The sequence below is a fragment of the Parashewanella tropica genome (assembly GCF_004358445.1).
Lineage (GTDB): Bacteria > Pseudomonadota > Gammaproteobacteria > Enterobacterales > Shewanellaceae > Parashewanella > Parashewanella tropica.
In genome coordinates this window covers 3728813-3742857 of the sequence record NZ_CP037951.1, presented here as the reverse complement: position 1 = coordinate 3742857, position 14045 = coordinate 3728813, and the positions used below count along the sequence as shown (strand labels likewise).

11 protein-coding genes are annotated in these 14045 nt (G+C 42.1%); 6 read left to right on the top strand and 5 right to left on the bottom strand.

Annotation, left to right across the window (positions count from 1 at the left end; translation table 11 throughout):
- The first annotated feature begins 23 nt into the window (after window positions 1-23).
- The 5 genes from E2H97_RS16480 (at window position 24) to E2H97_RS16460 (ending at window position 7276) form a co-directional block, all read left to right on the top strand.
- Window positions 24-1418: a M20/M25/M40 family metallo-hydrolase gene (locus tag E2H97_RS16480; RefSeq protein ID WP_133408146.1), complete on the top strand. Its 1395-nt coding sequence runs from the start codon at window positions 24-26 to the stop codon at window positions 1416-1418.
- Window positions 1419-1437: 19 nt separating this feature from the next.
- Window positions 1438-2916: a Na+/H+ antiporter NhaC gene (gene nhaC / locus E2H97_RS16475; protein ID WP_133408145.1), complete on the top strand. Its 1479-nt coding sequence runs from the start codon at window positions 1438-1440 to the stop codon at window positions 2914-2916.
- A gap of 8 nt (window positions 2917-2924) precedes the next feature.
- Window positions 2925-4100: a MalY/PatB family protein gene (locus E2H97_RS16470; RefSeq protein ID WP_133408144.1), complete on the top strand. Its 1176-nt coding sequence runs from the start codon at window positions 2925-2927 to the stop codon at window positions 4098-4100.
- Window positions 4097-5539 carry an arylsulfatase gene (locus tag E2H97_RS16465; RefSeq protein ID WP_133408143.1) on the top strand — a complete coding sequence of 481 codons (1443 nt, stop codon included), beginning with the start codon at window positions 4097-4099 and terminating at the stop codon, window positions 5537-5539. The genes E2H97_RS16470 and E2H97_RS16465 overlap by 4 nt, the downstream gene beginning before the upstream one ends.
- A gap of 183 nt (window positions 5540-5722) precedes the next feature.
- Window positions 5723-7276 carry a sulfatase family protein gene (locus tag E2H97_RS16460; RefSeq protein WP_133408142.1) on the top strand — a complete coding sequence of 518 codons (1554 nt, stop codon included), beginning with the start codon at window positions 5723-5725 and terminating at the stop codon, window positions 7274-7276.
- 160 nt (window positions 7277-7436) lie between these two features.
- On the opposite strand, the gene lepB is transcribed toward E2H97_RS16460, so the two are convergent.
- Window positions 7437-8087: a signal peptidase I gene (lepB, locus tag E2H97_RS16455; RefSeq protein WP_133408141.1), complete on the bottom strand. Its 651-nt coding sequence runs from the start codon at window positions 8085-8087 to the stop codon at window positions 7437-7439.
- 44 nt (window positions 8088-8131) lie between these two features.
- A complete protein-coding gene (locus E2H97_RS16450) occupies window positions 8132-8908 on the bottom strand; it encodes an SDR family NAD(P)-dependent oxidoreductase (protein WP_133408140.1) in 777 nt (258 codons plus the stop codon).
- A 437-nt stretch (window positions 8909-9345) separates the two neighbouring features.
- Here E2H97_RS16450 and E2H97_RS16445 point away from each other — a divergent pair, with 437 nt between their 5' ends.
- A complete protein-coding gene (locus E2H97_RS16445) occupies window positions 9346-10041 on the top strand; it encodes a FadR/GntR family transcriptional regulator (RefSeq protein WP_133408139.1) in 696 nt (231 codons plus the stop codon).
- A gap of 101 nt (window positions 10042-10142) precedes the next feature.
- Here the strand turns inward: E2H97_RS16445 and E2H97_RS16440 are convergent, their stop codons facing one another.
- The 3 genes from E2H97_RS16440 to E2H97_RS16430 are packed head-to-tail and all read right to left on the bottom strand — an operon-like array spanning window position 10143 to window position 14034.
- Window positions 10143-11291 carry a zinc metalloprotease gene (locus E2H97_RS16440; protein ID WP_133408138.1) on the bottom strand — a complete coding sequence of 383 codons (1149 nt, stop codon included), beginning with the start codon at window positions 11289-11291 and terminating at the stop codon, window positions 10143-10145.
- Between the two features lie 14 nt (window positions 11292-11305).
- Entirely contained in the window at window positions 11306-12787 is a 1482-nt protein-coding gene (locus E2H97_RS16435; protein ID WP_133408137.1) for a sulfatase, read from the bottom strand.
- A 2-nt stretch (window positions 12788-12789) separates the two neighbouring features.
- Window positions 12790-14034, bottom strand: coding sequence for an amidohydrolase family protein (locus E2H97_RS16430; protein WP_170308337.1), 1245 nt, complete (start codon window positions 14032-14034; stop codon window positions 12790-12792).
- Window positions 14035-14045: the final 11 nt, after the last annotated feature.

Below are 14045 nucleotides of genomic sequence, written 5' to 3'. Positions count from 1 at the left end.
AACAAAAAATAATAGGTAGGGAAATGAGCTACAAAAAATTTCTTCCATTAGTTGTTGCATTACTCAGTGGGCACGTCGCTGCTCATAATCATGATTCTATAACGGACAAGGCTGTTCAGTTACGTGAACAAGCTCTCAATCATTCTGATCCATACGGCATCGTCGAGTCACTGACTGTTGAAGTTGGGCACCGTTTACCGGGTACTAAAAATGACGAACGAGCGGTTGAGTGGGCGGTTAAAAAACTTAAGTCTTTCGGTTTTGACAAGGTATACACTGAAGACGTTGATATCCCTGTTTGGCATCGTGGTGTTGAGAAAGCTGAAATTACTTTCCCATATCCTCAAAAGCTCGTTATTACCGCACTTGGTGGCAGTGTACCAACCCCTAAAGATGGCATTACCGCGTCAGTAGTTCGCTTTGATTCTTTTGATGCACTTAAAAAAGCCAAAAAAGGCAGCTTGAAAGGCAAAATTGCGTTCGTTGATGAACTAACGCCAAAGCATCGTGAAGGTAACGGTTACGGTAAAAACTCGGTCATTCGTCGTACCAGTGCTAGCATTGCGGCGGATAAAGGTGCAATTGGTGTGGTGATCCGCTCTATCGGTACCTCAAAAAATCGTTTTGCTCATACTGGGCAAATGAGTTACGCCAAAGGCAGCAAGAAAATTCCAATCGGTGCATTGTCTTCACCTGATGCCAATCTTCTCGCTACCATGCTTAAGAAAGCGGGTCACGTTAAGCTGAGTATGACCCTAGCCACTGAGATTTTGCCTGCGGGTAAATCGGCAAATGTGATTGCTGAAATTAAAGGCCGTGAAAAGCCGGAAGAAGTGATCATTCTTGGTGCTCACCTGGATTCTTGGGATTTAGGTACCGGCGCATTAGATGATGGCGCAGGTGTGGGTATTGTCAGTGAAGCGGCAAGACTGATTGCGGCAATGCCACAAAAACCACGTCGTACTATTCGTCTTGTGCTGTGGGCGGCTGAAGAAATTGGTTTGGTTGGCTCTAAGCAATATGTACGTGAGCATATGGCTGAACTGAAAAACATTAAGCTGGTATCAGAGTCTGATTTTGGTGGCAGTAATATTTTCCGTTTCGACAGTAATTTTGCATCAAGCGATCTACATTTTGTCGATAACGTCATGAAAGTGCTTGCGCCATTAGGGATTGAAAAGGGCAACAACACTGCAGGTGGTGGGCCGGACAGCTGGCCATTTAGAATGAAAGGCGTGCCTGTATTCTCGCTACGTCAAAATGGCATCGATTATTTTGATTATCACCATACTCCAAATGATACGTTAGATAAGCTAGATCCTAAGCAGATGCAGCAAAATGTCGCAGCTTGGGCGGCGGTTATTTATATGGCTGCAGAATCTGACGTTGAATTTTCACATTTGCCAGTAAAACAATAACAACAAGGCCGTAAACACCATGGAACAAAATAAGAGTGTAGATGTGCCTGATTTGGCCTCGCAACCTTCTAAAAAACATCGTCCCGTGAGTTTGATGATGGCATCGCTGCCCATTCTGGTCACTTTTTTGTTATTAGTGATTGGCTATGGTCAGTACGATCTTGCGATTGAGCCGTTATTAATTATCTCTGCTGTATTTGCAGCAGGGATAGCGGTTTATCATGGGCACAGTTGGCTGAGTATCCAAAGAGCAATTGTTCATAAACTTTCGGATGCCATGCCATCATTACTGATTTTGTTGTTAGTGGGTGGCTTAATTGGTGCTTGGGTGATTGGTGGCACCATTCCGTTATTGGTGTATTACGGCCTAGCCATTATTACTCCTGAATATCTCGCCATCACCGCATTTTTGGTGACGGCGTTTGTATCCTTATGTACTGGCACATCATGGGGTTCAGCTGGAACCATAGGCGTGGCGTTAATGGGAGTCGCTGTCAGTCTTAATGCGCCTGTTGCGATAGTAGCTGGTGCAGTGGTATCGGGCGCTTATTTTGGTGATAAATTATCACCGCTTTCCGATACCACTAACCTTGCTCCTACGGTTGCGGGTACGGATTTGTATAGCCACATCAGGCACATGCTGTGGACTACTATACCTGGTTTCATTTTAAGCTGTATCGTCTTTACCTTTGCTCTTCAGGTTGATGATTCTAAGCCAATGGTTTCCTCTCAAGAAGTAGCGGCGATTTTAGCTAATATACAGCAGCTTTATGATTTAAACCTGCTGCTACTATTGCCACCTGTATTAGTTTTGTTTGGTGCTATTAAAAAATATCCAACCATTCCTGTGATGTTGGCGGCCTGTGGTTTAGGTTGTTTCAATGCCTTCTATTTCCAAGGTTTCAGCTTAGACGTGATCTTTCAAGCCTTCTTAAATGGCTTTAATGGCAGTATGTTCCCTGCTGATACCGTGATTAACCCTGATGTTGCAAAAATCATAAATCGTGGCGGTGTGGCATCAATGCTGGATGTACTGCTGCTTGTAATTTGTGCTTTTTCATTTGCGGGAGCCTTATCGGTATCAGGCGGCTTAAAAGTGATTGTTCAGCATTTTGCTAAAGGGATCACTAATGTCTTTAGTTTGATTGGTGCGACCATTGCCACGACCTTGCTGGTTGTGGGGACGACTGCTGATGGTAAGTTGGCTCTGATTGTGCCTGCTGAGCTATTTAAAGACATGTATCGTGACTTTAAACTTAACTACACTAACCTGTCCCGGACTATCGAAGATGCGGGTACCGTTATCGAGCCATTAATGCCTTGGACGGCTGCTGGGGTATTTATGGCATCAACTCTAAATGTACCAACCTTGGATTATTTACCTTGGGCGATCCAATGTCACAGTGGTGTCATCTTTGCCTTAATTTTAGCGGCAACAGGTATTGGGATTTCAACTGTTCGTGCTAAATCAAATGAACCCAAAGTGGTCAACGGGTAGGGATAACGATGACGATAAGTTTTGACCATATATGGCAACGACAAGGCACTGATTGCTTAAAGTGGGATTTTCTTGATGAAAGCCTGCAAGCTGATGCAGATCAAGTGCTCGCCAGTGGTGTTTCAGATTCTGATTTTGCGATTTATGCACCTATTGTTGAAGCGGTTACCAAGCGTCTAGAACATCCAATTTTGGGTTATTCAGAGCGCAGCGAACGTTATTATCAATCGGCCATAGACTGGTATCAAAAACGCCATAATTTAACGCTTGAGAAAGAATGGTTTCATACTACAGAGGGGATTTTACCAGCGGTGGCTATGTTGATTGAGTTAACCACTCAAGAGCAAGATGCGGTCGTGGTACAAACGCCTATATATCACGGCATTTCAAGAGTGGTGAATAATCTTGACCGCACTTTAGTAAACAATCAACTAATCAACGATAACGGTTATTATCGAATTGATTTTGACTTACTTGAGAAGCAATTAAACTCTGGCGTAAAAGCCATGATTTTCTGTAACCCTCACAACCCTGTTGGGCGTTTATGGACACGCGATGAAGTATCAAGAGTCGTGGAGCTTTGTCACCAATACCAAGTGATGCTTATCAGTGATGAAGTGTGGGCGGATTACAACTTATATGGCAAAAGCTTCAACAGTTGTTTGGCAACTAACTCTGATTGGCATCAACAACTTGCAGTGTGCACCTCGCCAACCAAGACCTTTGGTTTAACGGCATTAAGGCTTGCCAATACCATTATTAAAAACACCCAGTTATCAGAGCAGCTTAAACGTAAATTATCGGCTTATGGCATGGACGTCTTTAGTTGCTTGAGTGTACAAGCGAGTATTGCTGCTTTTGAACAAGGTGAAGCATGGCTGGATGAGATGCTGAGCTACCTAGAAGCCAATATGGATTTCGCGGCTGATTATTTAAGTACTCACATACCGAAAATCAAATTCCAAAAACCAGAGGCCAGCTATTTAGTCTGGTTAGACTTCCGTAAATTAGGACTCTCTCAGCAACAAATGATGGAAAAGTTGGTTCAAGAGCAAAAGCTATTGGCGAATTCTGGTGAAAATTTTGGTGAAGCGGGACAAGGCTTTATTCGCTTAAACCTGAGTTGTCCACGCTCAATACTCGAACAAAAACTTCAACGTATCGTAAAGGCATTTGCATCATGAATCTAAAAGTATGCTCATCAATTAGCCTTATGGCGGCTCTACTGCTCAGTGGCACTTCGTGTGCGACTGTTTCTGAACAACAGACGGAAAAAACCGCAGAAACCCAAAAGCCCAACATTATTTATATTTTGGCCGATGATATGGGGTATGGGGATTTAGGCTCTTACGGTCAAACTAAGATCAAAACCCCAAATCTTGATCAAATGGCATCGGAAGGTATCCGTTTTACGCAGCATTATGCTGGTTCTACCGTGTGTGGTCCGTCTCGTGCCAGTTTATTAACTGGCTTGCATTCAGGTAATAGCCCCGTTCGCGGAAACCCAACATGGACCGATAACCGTAAGCCCTATGATTTACAAGATTCAGACATCACCTTAGGTGAAATGCTAAAAACCGCGGGTTATCAAACCGCGGTAATTGGCAAATGGGGCATGACCGAAGACAGAACTTTCCCTGAAGATAAAATCAACCCAAGTATGCCCAATCAGCAAGGTTTTGATTACTTCTTCGGTTTCAAATACCACCGTGATGCCCATTATTATTATTGGGACAAACTTTGGGAAAATAACTCGCCTTATTGGTTAAAAGAAAATGATTATATGAACAATAAAGGGGTTTATACCCATGACTTGTTCACCAATAAAGCCATTGATTACATCAAACAAAGCGACAAAACCAAGCCATTCTTTTTGTATCTGGCATACACCATTCCGCATCTGCCAATGACGGTACCTGATGATTCTAAAGCCCAATATAAAGACTTAGGCTGGCCAAAGCGTAAGATGAATACCGAAGGGCATTATCGCAATGATAAAGAAGGTAATGTGACTTATGCAGGTATGGTTTCTCGAATGGATAGAGATATTGGCTCTTTGCTGAAACTGTTAAAACAGCAAGGGCTTGATGACAATACCTTAGTGATTTTTGCATCAGACAATGGCCACCACTACGACAACGGTTTCTTTGATTCTAACGGCCCTTTCCGAGGCAAGAAACGCGACTTATATGAAGGCGGCATTCGAGTGCCATTCATTGCCAAATGGGCTAATAAAATCAAGCCTAACACAGAGTCTGACCATATCTCGGCAATGTGGGACATGATGCCAACCTTCTGTGAGTTGTCTGGTGCGGATTGCCCTAAGACAGACGGTGTGTCGCTTGTTCCAACACTAATAAAAAACCGCAAACAAGCGCAGCACGATTTCCTATATTGGGAATTTAATGAACGCCAAGGACCGATTCAGGCGGTGCGTCATCAAAATTGGAAGCTGGTTCGATTCTATGAAAAGCCTGCTGAGCTTTACGATTTATCTAAAGACGCAGGTGAACTTAATAATGTCGCCACAACATACCCGAACGTAGTGAAAAAAATAACAAAAATGATGGATGGCGCGCGCAGCCCACATCCACAATTTTCTTTAAAACCATTAAAAAAATAATACCATTCACATCAATTAAAAGTGTTTATTAGGGAGCCCTTGCAATGGCAATACAAGGCACAAAGACGAGTCATAGTTTTGACTATGGCGAGGAGTTGTAACGCAGTAGTGTCGAAGCAACGGCTTCATTTATAACACAGTTAATTGGTACGAATGGTATCTAAATAATTGGAAGCAAGAACAATGGCAAAAAAGTTAACCACAGCCGTAGCAACAGCGTTAGTACTGTTATCAGCCGGTTGTAGCAAACAAAGTACCCCTGAGTCGTCAGTTGAAAAAGCGGCGACTGAAAAACAACAAAAGCCAAACTTGATCGTGCTTTATGTCGATGATCTTGGTTATGGCGATGTTGGTGCATATGGCGCTAAAGGCGTAGAAACCCCAAACATTGATAAGTTAGCGGCAGGCGGTGTGATGTTCACCGATGCACACTCTTCATCAGCGACTTGTACGCCATCGCGTTACTCATTACTTACCGGTGAGCATGGCTTTAGAAATGATGCCGCTATTTTACCCGGTGATGCACCACTGCTTATTCGTCCGGGTAAGAAAACCTTACCGTCTTTATTAAAACAACAGGGCTATGCGACCGCTGTTGTGGGTAAATGGCACTTAGGACTCGGTAACGGCAGCGTCGATTGGAACACTGACGTTAAACCTGGGCCACTTGAAATCGGTTTTGATTACAGTTTCTTACTGCCTGCAACCGGTGACCGAGTGCCTACCGTTTATCTTGAAAATCATAATGTGGTTAATTTAGATAAAAATGACCCTATTACCGTAAGTTACCATGAAAAAGTCGGTAATAAACCAACAGGATTGACCCACCCTGAATTACTTAAATACCCAGCGGATCTTGAGCACAGCGAAACCATCGTTAATGGTATTAGCCGCATGGGCAGTATGACTGGCGGTGAAAAAGCCCTTTGGAAAGACGAAGAGTTTGCTGATATCTTTACCGAAAAAGCGGTTAAGTTTATTCGTGCTAACAAAAATCAGCCGTTTTTCTTATTCCATTCTTACCATGATATCCATGTACCAAGAATGCCACATGAGCGCTTTAAAGGTAAAAGTTCAATGGGGCCAAGAGGAGACGCTATTGTTCAAATGGATTGGATTTCTGGTGAAATCGTAAAAGAGCTGGAGCGCTTAGGTATTGACGATAACACTATGATTGTCTTCACCAGTGATAATGGCCCTGTATTACATGATGGCTATTTTGACCAAGCTAAAGAGCTGGTTGGCGATCACAAACCGGGTGGTGTTTATCGCGGTGGTAAGTACGGTGCTTATGAAGGCGCAACTCGTGTCCCAACGATTGTTTATTGGAAAGGCAAAATCCAACCAACTGAATCAGACGCTTTGATCTCACAAATGGATCTATATGCTTCTTTTGCAAAGCTGATCAATGCACCACTTGCAGAAGGTGAGGCTCAAGATAGCCATGATTTCTTAGACGTGTTTATGGGTAAGTCCCACACCGCGCGTGAGTATCTGATTGAAGAGTCAGTAGGTACTACATCACTGCGTTACAAAAACTGGAAGTTGATTGATAAAGCCAGCAAGATCCCAGATTGGATTGCCGATAAAAAGATGGATGTAGGTTTCAGTAATGAACCACAGTTATTTGATCTATCAAAAGATCCAAGTGAGAAGAATGATATCGCTGCTGAGCACCCAGAATTGGTGAAGCAATTGCAGCAGAAGATCCAAGATATTAAGCAGAACGGGTATTAAATCTTCTGAATGTGCATTGAGTAGCGAAAAAGTAAGAGTGTGAACGACAACAGAAACGCACATTCTTGTGCTGACGACCGTGACATCCTGTCACGGACGGTTGTCTTACCACACTATTACTCATTCATTAGGCAGCCATCACTTTTTGCATCATTTTTATTTATAGATCTTGAAGAAACCGATTAGATCGTGGCAGATAATAGTTATCGTAATTCAGCGACATCACCACTTGCTTGCTCCTGCCGATAATTTCATTTCTTGGCACAAAGCCAATCATTCGTGAATCGGCACTGTGATCTCGATTGTCTCCAAGGACGAGATAGTGCCCATGTGGAACAGTAACACTGTGAAAACTAGAATATTGTGAATTTGCTTTATCGGTTCTAATTTTATGCTTTATCCCCAATAAATTTTCTTGTCTGTCATTTACTGAGCCGTTACTCAAAATGGTTTGATAAGGCAATGGTTGACCATTGATAATCAATTGATTTTCTTTTAATTCAATCACATCACCAGGTATGCCAATTACCCGTTTTATCAGCCTTTCATCAGCCACTTTTGATTCAAAGATAATAATGTCACCACGCTGTGGATCAGACATTTTATAAAGCGAAGTGTGAGTGAAGGGTATACGGATATCATAAGCCATTTTATTGGCTAAAATTCTGTCACCTTCCAATATGGTGGGTTTCATTGAGCCTGTTGGTACGGTATACCAATCGGCCACCGCACTACGAAATACACTCATTAGAACAAGAAAAATGAACAAGCCTCTATTATCTTTGAAGCTTTTAAGTAGCCAGCTTTTCATACAAATCCTTTTTGTGGTTGAGCAAGTGGCTTGTGGAAGGGAGTTTAAGTCCTCCCCGCATCAACTGAAATACACTGCCCAGTAATTAACGTACTTTGGTTTGACGCTAAAAAAAGCGCTAAGTTCGCAACATCTTCGGGTTGAATGCGTTTTTTTATGGCTAAATGCTCCATCCATTTTTGTTCTTGCTCATCCGTCAGCCAAGAATCGAGTTGTTTTTGAGTCGCCACCCAGCCCGGAAGAATGGCATTAACTCGAATATTATCTTTGCCAAAATCTTTAGCGAGTGCTTTGGTCATCCCCATTAATCCTGCTTTAGCGGTAATATAAGGTGCCATATTTTCCATGCCAATTAAGGCATTGATGGAACCAAAATTAATGATGCTGCCGCTTTGCTGAGACTGCATTATTTTGTATGCGGATTGAGCCGCAGTAAAAGCAGGAGTTAAGTTTATATTTAAACTATCGTTCCATTGTGCGAGTGTGATATCAGAAGTATCGAATCGAGTATCATCAGCGGCACAATTGATCAATACATCAAAACCACCAAAATGTTGTTGGGCATCAGTAATGGCTTGTCGTAATTCATGGGTATGGCTAATGTCTAATTGACGAAACCAAATATCCTGCTTTTTTTCAGAGAAGGCTTCTACTAAATCAACAGCGGCTTCAAGGTTTATATCGACAAAAGCGACCTTCGCGCCTTGCTGTAAAAAAGCACGGATCACAGCTGCACCTATTCCTGATGCACCGCCCGTAATAAAAACGGTCTTGTTGGTTAAACAATGATATTGAGTTGTTGCTACCACTAACTTACCCATTCGCTAAATTTAACTTATTAAGATTACATTTTTTACTCTATGGCTTAATGACTTTGCAAGTGGATAACAAAAAATAACCGCAGTTTTGCTGAAAAAACACTCATAAAATAAACGGCATGGTGTTCACATAGACAATCTTGTAGATTGAGGTATAGTGAGCAAACTCAAATTCTGTTGATTTTTTGTTAAGTTAAGTCTTAGTGTTAGTGTACAATAGCCGACCTTTATTTTGAGTATCAAAGAGATATTGGTACTAAAGTAGGGGATTTAACTGTAGCTTTGTGGTTGTACCAGAGATTAACACTACAGTTGACTCAAAAATTAACGTAAGATATTTTCTCGATTGAGTTACGGCAAATCAGATTTCATTTAAGTCCTGTGCAATCATTGACAGGTAATTGAATAATAAATAACAAAGCATCAAATAAGAGCTGGATATGGCTACAAATATAAAGCATAACTTAACCTATCAATTGACGCATGATTTAGGTAAAGCAATTGTAACAGGGACTTATAAGGTTAATGAAAGTTTGCCCACAGAGGCAGAATTGTCTGTGGAATATGATGTTAGTCGCAGCGCAACACGAGAAGCAGTTAAAATGCTCTCGGCAAAAGGTTTGATCACATCAAGACCGAAAAAAGGGATCACGGTATTACCAGAAGAAAGCTGGAATATGTTTGATACCGATGTTTTGGGGTGGATCTTGAGCAGTAACCCATCACTGAAAGTATTGAAATCATTTACCGAAGTTCGCGCTGCCATTGAACCGAGTGCAGCAGCACTAGCAGCAGTCAATGCGACTGATGAAGAAATTGCTGAAATCGCCTATGCACTCGAACGCATGAAAGCCGCAGAAACAGGCTTAGATGATCCTTTAGATTCCGATATCGCCTTCCATACTGGTTTGTTAAAAGCCAGTGGTAATCCGTTTATTATTCAATTAACGGATTTTATTAGTACTGCGCTTAAAGTCAGTATTCGTTATACCAATGCAACGAAAGGTGCGACTGGCGATATTGAAGCGCATACACAGATTTTGAATGCGATTAAATCGGGTGAGCCTGATACAGCACGACAATGTGTGAAAGAGATTTTGGACGAAGCAATAGAGCTGATTAATTCTAATCTGTAGCTTTTAATCTTTTTTATCAGTTAGAAAAAAAGAGGCTCATATTTCTGTGGGAGAATATAGAAATAAGAGCCTCAAACAGGGTAAACGTTGCTTAAAACGAGTTATTGTTCAAACTGATACTCACCTTTCTTAAAGGTATATTTCTTACGTAAAGCTTTATTCCAAACGAGTTTTTCTTTACTTCTAGAGCGCTTAGATTTTGGGATCCCCATTACGGCACCATTATCAAAGCAGAACACCATTTGTAATTTACCGCTAGATTGCTCTGGTTCGTTGATGACGCATGTAAATTTTCCGCCTTCCTTAATGTCACAAACGTACATTTTTTGCCAGTAAGCACTTTTTATCGAGTTTGGCGTATCAGCAATCACAACACTGTGTGCAGGGTAGTCGGTTTTTAACTGGCCTTTGACAATGATTTGGTTTTTGCTTTTGTCAAAATGCGCTTGATAGTCATTAAGTGAAAAATTGATTTTTTTATCTATGTCTTTGTCTGTGCCTGTAAATACAGGATTTTTCCATAACATGGCCGAAGATGCTTTGGATAAATAGACACGTTCATCACCATTATTTAATTGCTTATAGCGCTTATTTACGGGTCCCATTAAAGAGTTACCTAAGCCATCTTTGATATGTGGGCCATTGTGAGGTAAGCCTAATGCGTGTCCCATTTCATGGACTACCGCTTTCAGTAAGAAAGCATCGGCGGTGCCTTTAGCGGCTAATGAGCCATTGACATCAATATTGCCGTTAACATCTTTAAACCCTGCACGAGAGAACCCTCCCTGAAAATCACCACCGCCAACATAAGCGCCTTTTTTTATTTTTTTAGGGTAATAAAATGCCCACCAAAATTGATGATCTTTTGGCAAATCGTATTGCTTTGAAGTCTGAGCAATTACCGACTTTTTATAAAAGCCATAGTTTTCGTATTTTTTACTGGCATGCGTATAACGGCCTTCTACATAATTGATCTTAACGTCACCGTTTGCATTACGATTTAGTTTAAAAGGCTGTGCAACGGGATAGCCCCAATAGTGCATCCAGTGGTTAAAAAACTTTTCGCTAATATCGGCAACTTCGTTTAGACGCTGCTCGGTTTTTTGTGGCGCTGTTTGTCCTTTGGGGGTAAACATGACCATGTGGATCAAGCTATCATTTTTAGCCTGACTTTGTTCGGCAGCTAAGCCAATGTGACTCATTAATAATGAACAGCAACCGATAGCAATTGAGCTTAATTTGGTTTTCATTTTAAGTACCTTCATTATCTTTTTCTGTAATCAGGGCGGCCTTTTTCTGGCACTACGGCTTGAGTGTCTTTACGCCATTGGATAAGTTCATCCTGTAGTTTTTTGGCAACCTTCGGATATTGGCTGGCGAGATTTTGGCTTTCGCTGAGGTCTTGTTTAACGTTATACAGTTCAAGGTGTCCATCATCGAAATATTCAATGAGCTTCCAATCGCCTGAGCGAATGGCACTGGCTGGCTTGCCTCTCCACCCCGTATTGGCATTTTTGCTTAAAGGCTCAGGCGTATAGTTTTGTAAGCCTTTTCCTGAAAGGTAAAGTGGGTAATGCCAAAATAATGAACGTGATTCTACGTCTTGCCCTTTCAGAGCAGGCAGAATGCTGATGCCATCTAATGGCTGCTTAACTTTTGATAATGATGTTTTGGCAATATCAGCAAACGTTGGCAGCATATCAACGGTATTGATTGGGGTTGATGATTTGCTGTTGGGTTTGATGGTTCCTGTCCAGCGAGCGGCAAATGGGACACGAATACCGCCTTCATACAGTGAGCCTTTACCACCACGTAATGGCGCATTGATGGAGATATTATTCAGACCGCCATTGTCAGAGGTATATATCACAAGGGTGTTTTCATCAAGTTGATAGTGATCCAATGTTTTCAACACTCGACCTACACCTGTATCAACTGCTTCAACCATCGCCGCATACGTTGGGTTGTATTTGCGACCACTGCTGTGAAGAGGGTGATCTTTAAGCTTGTTTTTGTACTTTTTGACGACTTTAGGATCGGCCACTAACGGAATATGAACATCCCAATACGACATAAACAAGAAGAAAGGCTTATCTTTATTCTGTTTAATGAAATTGACACTGGCATCGGTGATACGAACGGATGCATCGGCATCGTTATAATATTTGCCCTCTGGGCCTGCGATACCATCACTACTACTGATATCAAAGCCTTGGGTATCTTTTCCAACGTGCCATTTCCCAAAACGAGCACTGGTGTATCCCGCCTGCTTTAGCACTTCAGCGACACTGGTGGTACTTGGGGTTAAATCATTTAATACTTCAAATGGGCGAGGGCCTGATTTAAAGCCAAAAGATTTAAGGCGCTTGTCATCCAATACCACTTTGAGTTTCATTAAGCGTGGATCGCCTTTCGATGCCGCACCTGGCGTATAGATCTTATGTCTTGGGGTGTAGCTACCCGAAATAAATGATGCACGAGTTGGTGCGCAGTTTGGGCCAGCGCTATAGGCATCGGTAAAGGTCATGCCTTCACTAGCAAGTCGGTCAATATTAGGCGTTTCATAGAATTCTGCGCCATTAAAGCCAACATCTTTCCAACCTTGATCATCCGCCAGAATAAAGATGATATTGGGTTGTTTTTCAAATGTACTAGGCGCTTTGGTTGCCGCAACACTGGGGAAGAGGCTACAAGACAGAATGAAACTGCCTAATGAAAGCGCGAGAGTTTTTGTATTTAGCTTCATGCTTATTTGCTCTTATTCAAATATTTATCGCGTAACTTTGTTCTGCGAGATTCAAGCTTGTATGACTGCCCTTCAATAAAGACCGCATCAGCATTAGTGGTTATTTCTAAAGGATCGCCATCCCAAATCACAAAATCAGCCACCTTGTTCTTGCTTAACTCTCCAACCTTATTGAGGTTAAAGATTTTGGCAGGGTTGGTGGTGATGGCTTTGAGCGCACTGGCATGGGATAAGCCATGTGCAACAGCGATCCCCGCTGACTGTCTGACTAAGAACGCGCGTTGATTGCTGTTCTCATAAGTAAAGGCAAACAAGACGCCAGCTTTATCCAATAGTGCGGCATTGTCGTATCGAGCGCCAAGCTTATCAAAATCCACAGGACGATTTTCTTGAGGGTTGATAAGCACTGGAATGTCAGCATTAGCAAGTTCGCTTGCGACTTTCCAGGCTTCGGCTGCACCTGTGATCACCAGCTTAATGTCGTATTGCTGTTTAAACTTGATGGCTTGCAGTAGCTCAATAGCATTATTGACTTCTAACAGCAGTGGTTTATCGCCTTGGATCACAGGAAACAACGCCTGCATATTACGTGGGCTTAGAGTAAATGAACGAGTATCTTTACCTTTCTTTACAGCGGATTGATGTTTTTTAAAATAATGGACTTCATCCATGATGCGATAAAGGCGTTCCCAAGCGATATTACGATTTCCAATGCCTTTTAAGCTGGCTTTCATCGGCCCTTGAGAAAGCAGGGTGTTGTGATCGCCACTAAGTTTAATCACGACACCTGTTCCATGGAAAAGCTTACCTGAGCTTGTGGGTACAGTGACGGCTCGAGTGATACCATGGCGACGGTTTTCAGCAATGGCTATTGCATTATGGTTAAATGCATAATCAATGCGATAAGCCGCGTTTAGATCGCTGCCTTTGGCACTTTGAACATCGGCGGTTGGATTACCGGGTAAGTCAAATAAACCGATTTGGCTGGCTGGATAAATAATTCCAGCGGTAATGTGTTTACCTGTAGCATCAATGCGCTTTGCTTGACTTGGAATGCTAATGTTCTTGCCTACCGCTTTGATGTTGCCATCTTCAATCAATAGGATGCCATTGGTGATGACACCTTTATTTGATGACGTGTGGATGGTAGCGCCTGTCACAGCGAGTGTTTCGGATAGGCTTTGCTGGCTATAAATACTAGTGAATAACACAGAAAGACTAAGCAGTAATGGTTTGTTAAGTTTCATCTTATCGGGTC